General features: G+C 66.9%; 14 protein-coding genes and 1 pseudogene. 6 read left to right on the top strand and 9 right to left on the bottom strand.

Translation table 11 applies throughout. The annotated features are described in order from the left end of the window. Window positions 1–55: 55 nt before the first annotated feature. A complete protein-coding gene (gene aqpZ / locus ACTXPP_RS04260) occupies window positions 56–826 on the bottom strand; it encodes an aquaporin Z (protein ID WP_443341059.1) in 771 nt (256 codons plus the stop codon). A gap of 256 nt (window positions 827–1,082) precedes the next feature. Between aqpZ and ACTXPP_RS04255 the strand changes: the two genes are divergently transcribed. After that, window positions 1,083–2,156: an alkene reductase gene (locus ACTXPP_RS04255; RefSeq protein WP_301494912.1), complete on the top strand. Its 1,074-nt coding sequence runs from the start codon at window positions 1,083–1,085 to the stop codon at window positions 2,154–2,156. Window positions 2,157–2,189: 33 nt separating this feature from the next. Here ACTXPP_RS04255 and gabT read toward each other — a convergent pair whose 3' ends face one another. Both gabT and ACTXPP_RS04245 read right to left on the bottom strand, forming a co-directional pair. Beyond that, complete coding sequence (gene gabT, locus ACTXPP_RS04250) at window positions 2,190–3,524, bottom strand: 4-aminobutyrate--2-oxoglutarate transaminase (protein WP_443341067.1); 1,335 nt, start codon at window positions 3,522–3,524, stop codon at window positions 2,190–2,192. 41 nt (window positions 3,525–3,565) lie between these two features. Beyond that, on the bottom strand, window positions 3,566–3,814 hold the full coding sequence (locus ACTXPP_RS04245) for a hypothetical protein (protein WP_443341056.1): 249 nt from the start codon (window positions 3,812–3,814) through the stop codon (window positions 3,566–3,568). Window positions 3,815–3,835: 21 nt separating this feature from the next. Between ACTXPP_RS04245 and ACTXPP_RS04240 the strand changes: the two genes are divergently transcribed. The 5 genes from ACTXPP_RS04240 (at window position 3,836) to ACTXPP_RS04220 (ending at window position 9,115) form a co-directional block, all read left to right on the top strand. After that, window positions 3,836–5,569, top strand: a complete 1,734-nt coding sequence (locus tag ACTXPP_RS04240) for a PTS sugar transporter subunit IIABC (protein ID WP_443341053.1) — start codon at window positions 3,836–3,838, stop codon at window positions 5,567–5,569. Between the two features lie 6 nt (window positions 5,570–5,575). Then, complete coding sequence (locus ACTXPP_RS04235) at window positions 5,576–5,740, top strand: hypothetical protein (RefSeq protein WP_443341050.1); 165 nt, start codon at window positions 5,576–5,578, stop codon at window positions 5,738–5,740. An 8-nt stretch (window positions 5,741–5,748) separates the two neighbouring features. Next, window positions 5,749–6,534, top strand: coding sequence for a glucosamine-6-phosphate deaminase (nagB, locus tag ACTXPP_RS04230; RefSeq protein ID WP_301520326.1), 786 nt, complete (start codon window positions 5,749–5,751; stop codon window positions 6,532–6,534). Between the two features lie 5 nt (window positions 6,535–6,539). Further along, on the top strand, window positions 6,540–7,811 hold the full coding sequence (locus tag ACTXPP_RS04225; RefSeq protein ID WP_443341064.1) for an N-acetylglucosamine-6-phosphate deacetylase: 1,272 nt from the start codon (window positions 6,540–6,542) through the stop codon (window positions 7,809–7,811). 254 nt (window positions 7,812–8,065) lie between these two features. Beyond that, the gene (locus ACTXPP_RS04220; protein WP_443341047.1) at window positions 8,066–9,115 is read left to right on the top strand and encodes an FAD-dependent oxidoreductase; all 1,050 of its coding nucleotides are present in this window, start codon (window positions 8,066–8,068) and stop codon (window positions 9,113–9,115) included. 16 nt (window positions 9,116–9,131) lie between these two features. Here the strand turns inward: ACTXPP_RS04220 and ACTXPP_RS04215 are convergent, their stop codons facing one another. The 6 genes and pseudogenes from ACTXPP_RS04215 to ACTXPP_RS04190 form a co-directional block, all read right to left on the bottom strand. Beyond that, window positions 9,132–9,716, bottom strand: coding sequence for a hypothetical protein (locus ACTXPP_RS04215; RefSeq protein ID WP_443341046.1), 585 nt, complete (start codon window positions 9,714–9,716; stop codon window positions 9,132–9,134). Then, window positions 9,713–10,870 carry an AAA family ATPase gene (locus ACTXPP_RS04210; protein WP_443341045.1) on the bottom strand — a complete coding sequence of 386 codons (1,158 nt, stop codon included), beginning with the start codon at window positions 10,868–10,870 and terminating at the stop codon, window positions 9,713–9,715. The genes ACTXPP_RS04215 and ACTXPP_RS04210 overlap by 4 nt, the downstream gene beginning before the upstream one ends. 175 nt (window positions 10,871–11,045) lie before the next feature. Next, on the bottom strand, window positions 11,046–11,636 hold the full coding sequence (locus ACTXPP_RS04205; protein ID WP_443341043.1) for a DUF1731 domain-containing protein: 591 nt from the start codon (window positions 11,634–11,636) through the stop codon (window positions 11,046–11,048). Further along, window positions 11,633–12,142 carry an NAD-dependent epimerase/dehydratase family protein gene (locus ACTXPP_RS04200; RefSeq protein ID WP_443341042.1) on the bottom strand — a complete coding sequence of 170 codons (510 nt, stop codon included), beginning with the start codon at window positions 12,140–12,142 and terminating at the stop codon, window positions 11,633–11,635. Before ACTXPP_RS04200 ends, ACTXPP_RS04205 begins: the two co-directional genes overlap by 4 nt. Continuing rightward, complete coding sequence (locus tag ACTXPP_RS04195) at window positions 12,139–12,411, bottom strand: hypothetical protein (protein WP_443341039.1); 273 nt, start codon at window positions 12,409–12,411, stop codon at window positions 12,139–12,141. Before ACTXPP_RS04195 ends, ACTXPP_RS04200 begins: the two co-directional genes overlap by 4 nt. Before the next feature lie 5 nt (window positions 12,412–12,416). After that, window positions 12,417–13,673 (bottom strand): annotated as a pseudogene (locus ACTXPP_RS04190) (FAD-dependent oxidoreductase). Between the last annotated feature and the right edge of the window lie 88 nt (window positions 13,674–13,761).

Raw genomic sequence — 13,761 nt, 5'->3', positions numbered from 1 at the left:
AGCCGCGTCCCCCGACCGGCTCAGACAGTGATGTTGGCGAAGTTGGTGATGCCGATCAGGCGTCGACGGTCTCAGACTCTGCGCCATCCTTGTCACCGGTCAACACCGCATAGCTGATCCCGGCGATCGCCGCACCAAGCAGCGGGGCGACGATGAACAGCCACACCTGGCCGAGAGCGTCCCCACCGGCGAACCAGGCGACACCGAGCGAGCGGGCCGGGTTGACCGAGGTATTGGACACCGGGATCGAGATCAGGTGAATCAGGGTCAGGGTGAGACCGATGGCCAGCGGCGCGAAGCCGGCCGGGGCCTTCTGCGAGGTCACCCCGAGGATGACCCACAGGAACACCGCGGTCAGCACGACCTCGGCGACCAGGACGGCGGCCATCGAGTAGCCGTCGGGCGAGAACTCACCGTAGCCGTTGGTGGCGAAGCCGGACTCTGAGGCACTGAAGCCGTCCTTCCCGCTGGCGATGACGAAGAGGACACCACCGGCCGCACTCGCGCCGATGATCTGGGTGACCCAGTAGGGCACCACAGCGGACCATTCAATGCGCTTGGCGACGGCGCAGCCCAGGGTGACCGCCGGGTTGAAGTGGGCGCCGGAGACATGGGCCAGGGCGTAGGCACCGGTCACCACGGTGAGGCCGAAGGCGAGGGCGACGCCGAGGAAGCCGATGCCCGTGTTGATGGTGCCGTCGGAGATCACGCTGGCGGCGAGGACGGCCGAACCACAGCCGCCGAAGGTCAGCCAGAAGGTGCCGAGGAACTCGGCCCAGAGGCGGTTACTCGTCGAAGGGGTCTGCATGAGGAGTTCTCCTGTCATGTGTCATATGAAGTTGTGCAGTGTGGCGCAGCGCCATGCGGATGGACGTAACCACATCAGTCACACCTGTAACATCCGCCTTGTGAGAAGTAGGATGTTTGCCGCCAAAAGGGAACCCTTCCGTTCGACCCCCCTGACCATTGCGGAGTCACCCAACCCCCTGCTGGGCCGGTACCGGAATACTCCCGGAGCCCCACAGGTTGGGGATGGTGGATGTGAACCACAGCGAAAGGACAGCCGCTTCATGACCTCCCCCATGACCTCACTCTTCGACCCCCTCGACGCCGGCGACCTGCACCTGGACAACCGGGTGACCATGGCCGCACTGACCCGCCAGCGCGCCGGCGAGGACGGCATCCCCACCGACCTGCACGTCGAGTACTACAGCCAGCGTGCCTCGGCCGGTCTGGTGGTCACCGAGGGCTCCTTCCCCGCGTTCAGCAACCGGGCGTTCCCCGGCCAGGCCGGAATCGCCACCGACGAGCAGGCCGCCGGGTGGGCCCGCGTCGCCGAGTCCGTGCACGCCAAGGGCGGCACCCTGGTCATGCAGATCATGCACGGCGGACGCACCTCCCACCCCGACCTGCTGCGCGGGGCCGAACCTGAGGCCCCGAGTGCGATCGCCGTCGGCGGGCCGGTCCGCGGCTTCTCCGGCAAGGCCGAGGGTGGTGTGCCCCGGGAGCTCGGCACCGAGGAGATCCCGCGGATCATCGAGGAGTTCACCTCCGCCGCCCGCCGCGCCATCGACGCCGGTGTCGACGGTGTGGAGATCCACAGCGCCAACGGCTACCTGCTCCACGAGTTCCTCGGGGCGTCCTCCAACCACCGCACCGACGCCTACGGCGGCTCTCCGGAGAACCGGGCGCGGCTGACCACCGAGGTCGTGGCTGCGGTCGCCGCCGAGATCGGTGCTGGACGCACCGCCGTGCGTATCTCCCCCGAGCACGGCATCCAGGGTGTGCTGGAGGACGACCGTCAGGACGTCCTGGCCACCTACGATGCGCTGATCGACGGCCTCAACGAGGTCGGCCCGGCCTACCTGTCGGTGCTGCACAAGGACATCGACGGTGACCTGGTCACGCACCTGCGCGGGCGCTTCGACGGCGCGTTCCTGCTCAACAGTGGTTTCTCGAAGATCACCGGGCAGGACGAAGCGTCCCACATCGTCGAGGACGACCTGGCGGACGCCGCGGTTGTCGGACGCAACCTCATCGCCAACCCTGACCTGGTGCGGCGCTGGAGGGACGGTCTGGAACTCAACGTGCCGGACCAGACCACCTTCTACGCCCCCGGGGCGAAGGGCTACACCGACTACGCCTTCGCGGAGTAGGGGACACCGGCCCACACTGGGCCAGGGCGGGCCTCAGAGGTTGTGGCGGATGGCTTCGGCCAGCACGTCCAGTCCCTCCTGCAGCAGATTCCCGCTGATCACCAGCGGCGGCAGCAGTCGGATGACATTGCCGTCGAGACCACAGCTGAGCACCAGCACCCCGGCTGCGAGGCATTCCGCGGTGATGGCCTTGGTACTCGCCGCGTCCGGATGGCCGTCGGCGTCCCGGAGCTCGACGGCGAGCATCGCCCCACGTCCCCGGACCTCGGCGACGCGGCCGGAGGTCTCGGCGACCAGCGGCTCCAGGACCCCGCGGGCCACAGTCTCGATCTGATGCGCCCGCCCGTCCAACGCCAGTTCCTCCATCTGTCCGATGGATGCCAATGCCGCGGCACAGGCGACCGGGTTTCCGCCGTAGGTGCCGCCGAGGGAGCCGGGCCCGGGCGCCTCCATGATTTCGGCGCGTCCGACCACCGCGGACAGTGGCATGCCGCCGGCGACCCCCTTGGCCACGGTGACCAGGTCGGGGACGACACCCTCGTGGTCGACGGAGAACCAGTCGCCGGTGCGGCACAGTCCGGCCTGGATCTCGTCGGCAACGAAGATCACACCATTGGCCCGGCACCACTCGGCGAGGGCGGGCAGGTAGCCCTCGGCGGAGACCACGAATCCACCTTCGCCCTGGATCGGTTCGATGACCACACAGGCGAGGTTCTCCGCGCCGACCTCCTGCTCGAGCCTGGTGATCGTCCGGGCGGCGGCCTCCGGGCCGGTCAGTCCATCCCGCAGCGGGTAGGACATCGGAGCCCGGTACACCTCGGAGGCGAACGGGCCGAAGCCAGACTTGTAGGGGACGTTCTTCGCGGTCATGGCCATGGTGAGGTTGGTACGGCCGTGGTAGGCACGATCCATGACGGCGACGGCGGGGCGTCCGGTGTACGTACGGGCGATCTTCACCGCGTTCTCCACCGCCTCGGCCCCGGAGTTGAACAGGACGGCACGTTTGTCGTGGTCACCCGGGGCGATCTCCACGAGTTTCTCGGCGACGGCCACATAGGACTCATACGGGGAGATCATGAAGCAGGTGTGGGTGAAGTGGGACGCCGCCTCGCTGACGGCCTCGACAACCGCCGGGTTGGACGCACCGACCGAGGTCACCGCGATTCCAGAGGCCAGGTCGATGAAGGAGTTGTCGTCGGCGTCGACCAGCACCCCACCATCGGCATCGGTGATGTAGCCGGGCAGCGCGGGAGTGACCGCCCCGGGGACGGCGGCGTCGCGACGGGCGGCCAGCGCGGCACTCTTCGGCCCCGGCAGCTCGGTGGTCAGGACGCGCTGCTGGGGCAGGCGGTAGGTCAGTTCGTTCAGTGGCTCGTTAAGTGGCTCGTTAAGTGTCATAGTTCGCCTGCCTAGAAGATGCCGTGATCGTGCAGGGCATCCTCGTCAGCGGGAACCTCGCTGATCGCGTCCCACATCTCGGTGAGCACACCGTCGCTGAAGTGCCACAGCTCCACGTAGGAGTGCCGCGTCCCGGCGATGGAGCCCTCGGAGTGGGTCAGCACGAACTGTCCGTCGGCGACACTGCGGTGCAGGGTGTCGTACACCAGCCCTTCACCGTTGGCCTTGAGCTCCTCGAGGACGGCGATGACCGCGTCCACGCCGTCGGTGTGGCGATCCGCATGGCCAAGAAGGCCGACGGCTCCACCGCCCTGGCCGCTGTCGTCGGCTACCTCGTGATGATGTCGGTGTTCGAGACCATGTCCCCGGTCGTGCTGGCGGGTGAGGTCAACCCCGACGGCGAGCAGTTGATGATCGACTACCAGGTTTTCGGCGGTATCCTCATCGGGCTGGTCACAGCCTGGCTGTTCGACAAGTACTACAGAATCCAGCTACCCACCTACCTGGCATTCTTCGGTGGCCGGCGGTTCGTGCCGATCGTGGTCTCCCTGGCCTCCCTCTTCCTGGCCTTCGGACTGTCCTACCTCTTCCCCTTCTTCAACAGTGCCCTGACCAGCTTCGGTGAATTCACCGCCGCCTCCGGTGCCCTCGGCGCCTTCGTCTACGGTTTCGCCAACCGCATGCTCATCCCGTTGGGTCTGCACCACCTCGTCAACACCTTCATCTGGTTCATCTACGGCGAGTACCCCACCGAGGACGGCTCAGTCTCCGGTGAGCTGACCCGGTTCTACGCCGGGGACGAGACCGCAGGCATCCTGACCTCCGGTTTCTTTCCGATCCTGATGTTCGGCCTGCCTGCCGCCGCCCTGGCGATGATCCACGTCGCCAAGCCGAAGCAGAAGAAGGTCGCCGCCGGTATCTCCGGTGCCGCCGGTTTGACGGCCTTCCTCACCGGTATCACCGAGCCGCTCGAGTTCGCCTTCCTGTTCCTGGCCTTCCCGCTGTACGTGCTGCACGCCGTGCTGACCGGACTGTCCATGGCCATCGCCCACACCCTGGACATCCACCTCGGGTTCTCCTTCTCCGCCGGCCTGGCCGACCTGCTGCTCTACGGCGGTGCACCAGCGGCGAAGAACATCCCGCTGCTGGTGGGCCTGGGACTGGCCTTCGCGGTGCTGTACTACGTGCTCTTCCGCTTCGTGATCGTCAAGTGGAACCCGCGCACCCCGGGCCGTCTGCCCGACGAGGAGTTCGAGGCCTCCCGGGCAGCCCAGCTCGGCGAGGGCAACGGGAACGAGGATGACGGCAGCGGCAACGGCAACGGCGCTGGTGGGGGCACCAGTGTCGCCACCCCTCAGGCAGAGAAGCTCATCGCCGCCTTCGGTGGACGCGACAACCTCCTCCACGTTGACGCCTGCATCACCCGCCTGCGCATGGAGGTCGCAGACAAGTCCCTGGTCGACAAGCAGGCGCTGACCGCCCTCGGTTCCGCCGGCCTGCTGGAGGTCGGCAACAACGTGCAGGCCGTCTTCGGTGCCCAGTCGGGTTCATTGAAGGACGACATCAAGGACGCTCTGGCGAACCCCAGGAACACCGAGAGTGCCGGGCAGGAGGAGGAGTTCACCGACGAGTTCGGACCGGACTCAGACTTCTCATACACGGGCGGTCCCGGCCGGGCGATCAACACAACGATCGCCGCAACAGGTGCCCTGTTTGATGAACCGCTCACCGTGCTCGCCCCGGTCCCCGGCACCACCGTGGACCTCACCGAGGTCCCGGACAAGGCCTTCGCCGATGGAAGCGTCGGGCCGGGCGTGGCGATCCAGCCGCCGAACGAGACCGTCACCGCCGTGGCGCCCGTGGCCGGCAAGGTCATGCAACTCTTCCCGCACGCCTACGCGGTCATGACCCCGGAGAAGAAGGCCGTGCTGGTCCACCTCGGCCTCGACACGGTGACGCTGAAGGGCGAGGGGTTCACCGCCCACGCGGCCAAGGGCGACACGGTCGAACAGTGACAGCCGATGATCACCTACGATGTCCCTGCAGTCGCCGACACCGGACACCCGACCGTGGTGCCGGTCGTCATCATGGACGCCCGCGGTGCCACCGTCGACCCACTGGCCGGGGCGGGCACCGAGGTGACCGCGCTGAACCCGCTGTTCACTGTCACTGATCCCACAAGTTAAGGCGCGCCATGGAAATCGTCATCCTCCCCGACACCACCTCCGCCGGGGAACTCATCGGCCAGGCCATCGCGGACCTGCTGCGGGAGAACCCCGACGCGGTCCTGGGGCTGGCCACCGGGTCCTCCCCGCTGCCGGTCTACGACAACCTCGTCGACAGGTACGACCGGCGTGAGATCTCCTTCGCCCGCGCTACGGCCTTCAGTCTCGACGAGTACGTCGGCCTGGCCCCGGAACACCCGGAGCGCTACGCCAACGTCATCCGCACGGAGTTCACCTCCCGGGTCGACTTCGCCGAGGGCGCCGTTCACGGGCCGGACGGCCTGGCGGACGACCTCGCCGCAGCCGGCCCCGCCTACGACGCCGCCATCACAGCCGCCGGGGGCATTGACCTGCAGATCCTCGGCATCGGTACCGACGGTCACATCGCCTTCAACGAACCCGGCTCCTCGCTGGCGTCCCGGACCAGGGTCAAGACCCTGGCCCAGCAGACCAGACAGGACAACGCCCGGTTCTTCGACGGTGATGTGGACGCGGTGCCGACCCACTGCCTGACCCAGGGGCTGGGCACGATCATGGAGGCCCGCCATGTGGTGCTCATCGCCGACGGCTCGACGAAGGCCGAGGCGGTGCACCAGCTCGCCGAGGGTGCGGTCAGTGCACTGTGGCCGGCGACGATCCTGCAGCACCACCCGCATGTCACGGTGGTGATCGACGAGGCCGCGGCGTCCCGCCTGCAGCTCGCCGGCTACTACCGGCACGCCTGGGCGTCTAAGCCGACGTGGCAGGGCGTGTGAGCGGCATGATCCTCACCGCCGCTGCCGTCGTCACCGGGGAGCCTGAAGATGCAGTGCTGCGCCCGGGCTGGGTCGAGGTCACCGGTTCCGTCATCACCGCGGTGGGTGCCGGTGGGCCGCCGGACGGCGCGGACAGCACGGACAGCACCGTGGTTCACGATCTGGGGGACGCCACGATCGTCCCCGGGTTCGTCGACACCCACATCCACGGCGGTGGCGGCGGGGCCTTCCCCGACTGCGCCACCGACCCGGACGCCGTGGCCACGGGCATCGCGGCCCACGCCCGCCACGGCACCACCTCGATGATTGCCTCGTTGGTCTCCGCCCACCCCGGTGACCTGCTGCGACAGGTGGAGACCCTGGCCCCGCTGGTCGCCGACGGCCCCCTGGCCGGCATCCACCTGGAGGGCCCGTGGCTGTCCTCGCACAAGTGCGGGGCGCATGATCCGACCGCCTTGCGAGCGCCGGATCCCGCGGAAATCTCGCGGGTTTTCGAGGCCGCCGGTGGGACGATCCGGATGGTCACCATCGCCCCCGAATTGGACGGCGCACTGGACGCCATCGCCCAGATCGTGGATGCCGGGGCGGTCGCCGCCGTCGGGCACACCAATGCCACCTACGACCAGACCGTCGCGGCGATCGAGGCCGGGGCGAGGGTCGGGACGCACCTGTTCAATGCGATGCGTCCGGTGCACCACCGCGAGCCCGGTCCGGTGACCGCGCTGGTCGAGGACCCGCGGGTGACGGTGGAGATGATCGGTGACGGGGTTCACCTGCACCCGGCGGTGTACCGGAACGTGTGCGCCCGGGTCGGTGCGGGCCGGGTCTCGCTGGTCACCGATGCAATGGCGGCCACCGGCATGCCGGACGGCGCCTACCACCTGGGCGCATTGGCGGTGGATGTCGTCGACAGCATCGCCCGGGTGGCCGGGACCGACACCATCGCCGGCAGTACCGCGACGATGGAACAGCTGTTCCGCTACGCCGTGGCTAATGCGCCGGCGACTGCACAGGACGCCCCGGAGGACACTGCGGGGAACGTCACGACAGATGCCGCCGGTGTCGCTGCGGCGGATGCCGCGCTGCTCGCCGCGGTCCAGCAGACCTCCATCACCCCGGCCCGCGCACTGGGCCTGCCCGCTGCCGGGATCTGTCCTGGCGGCCGGGCCGACCTGGTCGTCCTGGACAGTACAGCTAACCCGGACGTTGGTACGACCGACGAACCGCGGGACCGGTTGCAGGTCAGCGCCGCGCTCCGCTCAGGCGAGTGGGTGTAGGAACGCCCAGCCCCGCCTCCCTACACCCGACGAGAAATAACCACGCCCAGGGGTACGGTTTCGGGTCGAGACCGTACCCCCAGGCATGGGCATTTGGCGCCGCGAGAAGGCGTTCCGGGGAGAGACGCGCCAGACCAACCTGCGGATCATCCTGTAGACCTCCGGGGAACACATGGCAATCTTAGAACGGGGTGTGACATAGGCAACGGCAGAACAGTGCGGATTGTTTTGGGCCCTGATGGGACAATGGAAGAATGACACAGCGAATCACCGTCATCGGTGCCGGAGTCATCGGACTGACCTGCGCACATGAACTTGCCGAGGCCGGCCACGAGGTCACGGTCGTCGCAGACCGGGGCCCTGGCGACACGGTCTCCAGCCTCGCCGGCGGCCTGTGGTACCCCTACCGCGCGGAGAAGTCCGAGGCCGCCGACCGACTGCTGGAGCGTTCCCTGATTCGCTTCACAGAGCTCGCCGAACTGGCCGAGCAGGCGGAGGCTTCCGGAGAGGCCGGGGATGAGATCGACTTCGATGATGACGTCCCGCCGGTGATCATGACCCGCGGCACGGTACGCGAGCGCCTGGACCCGCCGGACCACGACTGGATCGCCCCGGTGGTCAACGTCCTGGGTGACGATTCTGTCGAGCTGGTGCCCGGTGGGGTGGCCGCGACGCTGCCGATGATCAACTCACCCGCCTACCTCGCCTGGATGATGGACGCCTGCCGCGTCGCCGGGGTGGGCTTTCGGTGGCGCACCGTGGAGTCGTTGGACGCGCTGGTCACCGAAACCGGGCCGACGGAGCGTCCTGATGCGGTGGTGCTCTGCACCGGCATCCGTGGTGGCGAACTGCTCGGCGGCGATGATCAGGTCACCCCGATCCGTGGCCAGGTAATCCTGATGGCCAACGGTGAGGGTGAGAACAAGCTGACCGAGTGGATCACCGACACCGATGACGTCGATGCGCAGGTCTACGTGCTGCCGCGCGGTGAGGACGTGGTGGTCGGCGGGATCTCGGAGGTCGGCTCCTGGGACGACCAGCCGAATGTGGAGACCGCCGAGGCGATCCTCGACCGGGCGGAGTCCCTGGTCCCGGAATTGCAGGAGCTGCCGATCCTCGGGCATGGCGCGGGGCTGCGTCCGGGACGCACGGCGATCCGGCTGGGACAGTTGACCGATGACGAGGTGCCCGGCGGACTGCCGGACGGCGTGCCGGTCATCGCCGCCTACGGTCACGGCGGCGCCGGGGTCACCTTGTCGTGGGGCACCGCGGAGCGCGTGGCGGAACTGGTCGAGGCACTGTAGTCGCAGCGCCCAATGACTAATCGGCCCTGAGTTCGCCTAATCGCCGGACAGCGCGTTCCAGGCCAGGGCTGTTCTCCATCGCTGCTTCCACATTCCAGTGGTCGCGTGCGAACTCATTCAACCTGTGCGTGTACAGCGGACCCGTCTGACCGTCTTTGGTGACGACATCATCTTGGATCGACCCCTTGCCGAAACGCTTCACCAGACTGAGCAACGACTGCTTAGCGTGGTCCAAGGAATCGGGATCCTGCGGAATCTTTCCGACTCTGACCTGGAAAAAGTCCGAAAATCCACGTGCGTCAGCCATCAACCATGCCTCGATCATGGTGCAGGCAATACGCAAGTCGAAGCTGCCTTCCGGGACATCGGCATTGCTGAGGAGCTTCCCTCGCAGCTCCACCGGACAGTGTCCGTCGGAATCCCGAAACACCACCCACCCCGGACCACCGTAGGCAGCCGCCCGGCAGTAATTCGGAACCTTCGGGTCAAGCTCAGTTTTCCCGCCAGCTGGATACACTTTTCCTATATCGTGCCCGGCTGCAGCAACCACTGCCTTCGCTGCTTCTTCGTCTGACGGCCCCTCCACCGCGATATTGATCACGAAAGCCGCCCGACCTCGATCAGCCCCGAAAGGTCCCTCGGTGAAATCAACCCCTCAATCATGTCTGATTTCGGCAGGTCAGCCGCGATCATCGGAGCGACCTCGTCGATATCAGCGAGGATATTCGCGACTGTTCCGTCGTCCGTAGGTTGCAGGACAAGGATCTCGGAAGGAAGCACACCTTCATCGTCCAGGAGGTCCGGAGAATGGGTGGACAGGATCACCTGCATGGAACGGTCCCGCTGCGCCATGGCAAGAACACTCGCCAAGTTTCTGACGATAGCGGAATTGAGCGACAGTTCCGGTTCCTCGAGCAGGAGGATCCCTCCGTTCGCTGGCGCACTCACGATGGTCCAGAGCAGGCCGATGAGCCGCAGCGTGCCGTCGGAGAAATCCACCTCACTCTGTCGGGTAGGGCTCTGTCGCCAGTTTCGGTATCCAGCGACAAGGTGAGGCTGCCCGGATGGGTCCACTTCCAGGGCCAATGACTCAAACTCGGGAACCGCCGCCTGTAGGGCACCTTCCATCCTCCGCAACCAGGCGTTCCTCGTTCGTGATGGGACTGCATTGATGTCGGCGATGAAGCTGGTGCCGAAGATATCGCCACTACCTGCACCTACTCGGCCAGGATCGCGTATGATCTGCGGAACAAGGTGGAAGTACCGTACCTTCGCGAAATACTCGGCCAACTCCCGAAACTTCTGGTTTGCAGAGATCTGTTCGAGATTGGTCTGGGTAAGCAGCTCAGGGTCGGCCGCATCATTGGCATCAGGACGGTTCAGGAGCGTGGCCCCGTTGTGCTCGACAATCTCCTCATTGACGAGCGGACGGTTCCTCCCCTTGCCCTCACCCTTGATGGACAGGTGATAGCGCCAGGTGTCGTCTCCATCGGAAAGCTCGACATCGAGGACGAGCCGCCCCTTGTCATGGTTCCGTGCGAACAGACTCTTCACCTTCGAAAGTCCACCGCGGTCCGCCATGGCCGCGGAGAGTCCTCCACCAGCAGCTGCAATGTCACCGAGGAAACGGAACAGATCAAGAAGGTTCGACTTCCCGGAGGCATTGGGGCCGACCGCGAACAGGCGATTGCTGATCTCAAAGTCCAGAGCCTTGAAGTTCCGCCAGTTGCTGGCGCGAACGTGCGTGACTCGCATGTCCCCTCCTGTCCAGGGTTACCCAGTGACGTGGTCTTCGCTCAGTCTAGCAAGTCTGGACCGGACGTAGACTCGATCATGTTCCCCACACGGGACCACCCGCGGCCTTCAAAATGAACAACCCTATGCTGGGACACTTCTCGCCAGACCTGTGTCATTAGGCGTCAGGACACCGCTACCCCAACTCGTGGGCCACCAGGTCCCGCGCAGCAGTGAAGCGGAACCGGTGCCCCACAGACTCAAGCACCACAGGCCGCGCATGCTGGTCAGCCAGCGCCAGCTCCGTGGCCCCGTCCTTACCCAGCAGCACCGCGGGCCCCACTGCCGGCACCGGGACGCGCAACGGCACCCGCACCTTCTGAGCATCGGCCAGCACGGCGGCGAACTCCCCCTCGGTGATGTCTTCCGGAGCGACGGCATTCACCGGCCCGACCAGGGAGGGGTCCACCACGGCACGGTGGTAGATGTCGGCGAGGTCGTCCACCCCGATCCACGGGAAGTGCTGCTCGCCTGACCCGAGGCGTCCGCCACCGACCCGGGAGGACGCTGCCAGCAACGTCAGCAGCGGTGCTCCCCCACCGAGCACCAGCCCGGTCCGGATGTTCACCACCCGCACCCCGGCCTCCGACGCGACGGCACAGTCGTCCTCCCAGTCCGCGACGACGTCGGCGAGGAATCCCTCACCCCGGTCGGCGTCCTCCCCCACCGGTTCCGGACGCGAGGCCCCGTAGAACCCCACGGCGGAGGCGCACACGAAGACCTTCACCCGCAGGATGCCGCAACCTCGGCCAGGCGTCGGGTCGGCCCGACCCGCGAGTCGCGTACCGCGGCCTTGTGGACGGCGGTGAAGCGTCCGAAGATCGGGGCACCCGCGAGGTGGATCACGGCATCCACACCGTCGAGCAGGTCCGGGGCAGGCGAGGCTGGATCCCAGTGGCGGCTATCCCCGGCAGTGTTGGCTTCACCGCCAGTGTTGCGGACCAGCGGAGTCACCGTGTGCCCGGTGGTGCGCAGCAGCGCGACGAGCTGTGTGCCGACCCGTCCGGATGCCCCGGACACCGCGATGGTCAGTGACGGCGCATCCAGCTCCCGGAACTCCGCGAGGTGGGCGAGGTCGTCGGTGAGCTGGCGGCGGCGGTAGGCGGCGATGCGGCTGAGCAGGATGGTCGGGACACGGGAGGTGATCCGGTCGGTGACGGTGGAGGTGCCGTCGCCACTGTCGGTGATGAGATGCTCGTGGTGCCACCCCGTGAAGCGGAAAGGCCGGTTCACGCAGTCGTCGACGAAGCTGCGCCCTTCGGCGAAACCCTCCGGATCATGGCGCGCTTCCCAGGTAGGCGACCGGGGAGGGAGAAGGTGGTGGTGCCGTCGCGAAGGTCGGAGGCCTCGGAGCGGACCCGCATGCGCGCAAATCCCGGGGTCAGGCGGACGACGGCGCCGGGGCGGGTGTGCCAGTCCCAGACGTCGACTGCGGGGTGCGGCAGCTGGGTCTCGAACTCGTGGGTGGTGGTGCGGGCGGTGAGAGCGGTGGTGGGACGCATACAGGTCAAGGGCACGCCACGGGGCTGTGCACTAAGGTCGCTGCTTTGGGCGTACGCGGCGCGTCCTCCGTCGGGTAGTCGAAGGAGGTAGGACGCAACGACGACTCTCCGAAGATGGCGAGCTCGGCGGTGATACGACCGTATATCGGAGCGAACTTCATGCCGTTGCCGCTCATGCCGGTGGCGATGGTGACCGCCCCGTCCGACCCGGGCACGGTGGAGAGGATCGGCGCGTGGTCGGCGGTGAAACCGTCGTGGTGCAGCGTCATGCGCACCGGGTCATCGAGAATCCCGTCGAAGAAGGCGGAGGAATGCTCGGCGAAGACCTTCGTGAGGATCTCGGGGAGCACGCCGGTGCGAAGTTCCTTCAGGCCGTCGGGCGTCGGCGCGTTTCCGCTGAAGTCTCCGTGGGAGATCTTCACGCTGTAACCGTCGAGACTGGGAGCGCCGTAGCAGTGCCAGACTGCGCCGTCGGACGTGGTGATGTCCCGCATGAAGATGGGCAGATTCTCCGGCAGGAAGTTGGTGATCTGAAGTGGGAGGTACCAGGTCAGCGGGATGGTGCGTACGGAGATGTGTTCGGCAAGGTCCGGGTACAGGTCGGCTGCCCAGGAGCCGTTGGCCACGATGACCTTGTCGGCGATGATCTCCACCGGTTCGTCGGTGCCCGCGGGTCCTTCCATGCGGATCACGGTGGTGCCGCCCTCACCCGCTCACGGTTCTACGGACAGGACGCGGGTGTTGTCCCACAGCGTGGCCCCGGCGCCCAGAGCGAGCTGCTGGGCGGTGGCGACGGCGAGTTCGGGACGGATTCCACCACCGGCCGGGTCGATGATGGCGATGTCGGGGTCAGCACCGTCGGGCGCGGCGGCGAAGGCCGGGTAGCGTTCGGCCAGCTGATCAGCGTCGAGAACCTCGTGGTCCAGGCCATGGGAGTTGATGACCTCCATGGTCTGGACCATTGTCGGGAAGTCCGCGGGGGCGACGCTGATCGCCCCGATCGGGAGGAAGATATCCCGTCCGGTGCGTTCGTTGAGCTCGCACCACATGCGGCGGGCCTCCTGGACCAGCGGGATGTAGATGCCGCCCTCCTTGAGCGCGACCCGGAACAGGCGTGATTCACCGGAGTAGGAGCCCCTGGTGTGGACGCGTCCGAAGCGTTCGATGCCGAGGACGCTCGCGTCCGGGGCGAGTTCGGTGAGCTGCCAGAGTGCCATCGACCCGATGGAACCGCAGCCGATGACGACGTAGTCGTATGCCATGCCCCCATGAAACACTCACCGTGTTTCAGCGCCGTTGCGGCTCAATATCGTCTTTGTCCAGGCGGATAAGACGCACCTCATGCATAGC

Source organism: Candidatus Corynebacterium faecigallinarum, from assembly GCF_052264515.1.
Taxonomy (GTDB): Bacteria; Actinomycetota; Actinomycetes; order Mycobacteriales; family Mycobacteriaceae; genus Corynebacterium; species Corynebacterium faecigallinarum.
Note: the sequence above shows the minus strand (reverse complement) of the source record. Positions and strands in the feature narration are given on the sequence as shown.

Bases quoted from the DNA above. Each gene is read 5' to 3' on its own strand.
- ACTXPP_RS04195 (WP_443341039.1), bottom strand. From the start codon at position 12,411: ATGCGTCCCACCACCGCTCTCACCGCCCGCACCACCACCCACGAGTTC.
- nagB (WP_301520326.1), top strand. From the start codon at position 5,749: ATGGAAATCGTCATCCTCCCCGACACCACCTCCGCCGGGGAACTCATC.
- ACTXPP_RS04240 (WP_443341053.1), top strand. From the start codon at position 3,836: ATGGCCAAGAAGGCCGACGGCTCCACCGCCCTGGCCGCTGTCGTCGGC.
- ACTXPP_RS04210 (WP_443341045.1), bottom strand. From the start codon at position 10,870: ATGCGAGTCACGCACGTTCGCGCCAGCAACTGGCGGAACTTCAAGGCT.
- ACTXPP_RS04220 (WP_443341047.1), top strand. From the start codon at position 8,066: ATGACACAGCGAATCACCGTCATCGGTGCCGGAGTCATCGGACTGACC.
- ACTXPP_RS04235 (WP_443341050.1), top strand. From the start codon at position 5,576: ATGATCACCTACGATGTCCCTGCAGTCGCCGACACCGGACACCCGACC.
- aqpZ (WP_443341059.1), bottom strand. From the start codon at position 826: ATGACAGGAGAACTCCTCATGCAGACCCCTTCGACGAGTAACCGCCTC.
- ACTXPP_RS04225 (WP_443341064.1), top strand. From the start codon at position 6,540: ATGATCCTCACCGCCGCTGCCGTCGTCACCGGGGAGCCTGAAGATGCA.
- ACTXPP_RS04255 (WP_301494912.1), top strand. From the start codon at position 1,083: ATGACCTCACTCTTCGACCCCCTCGACGCCGGCGACCTGCACCTGGAC.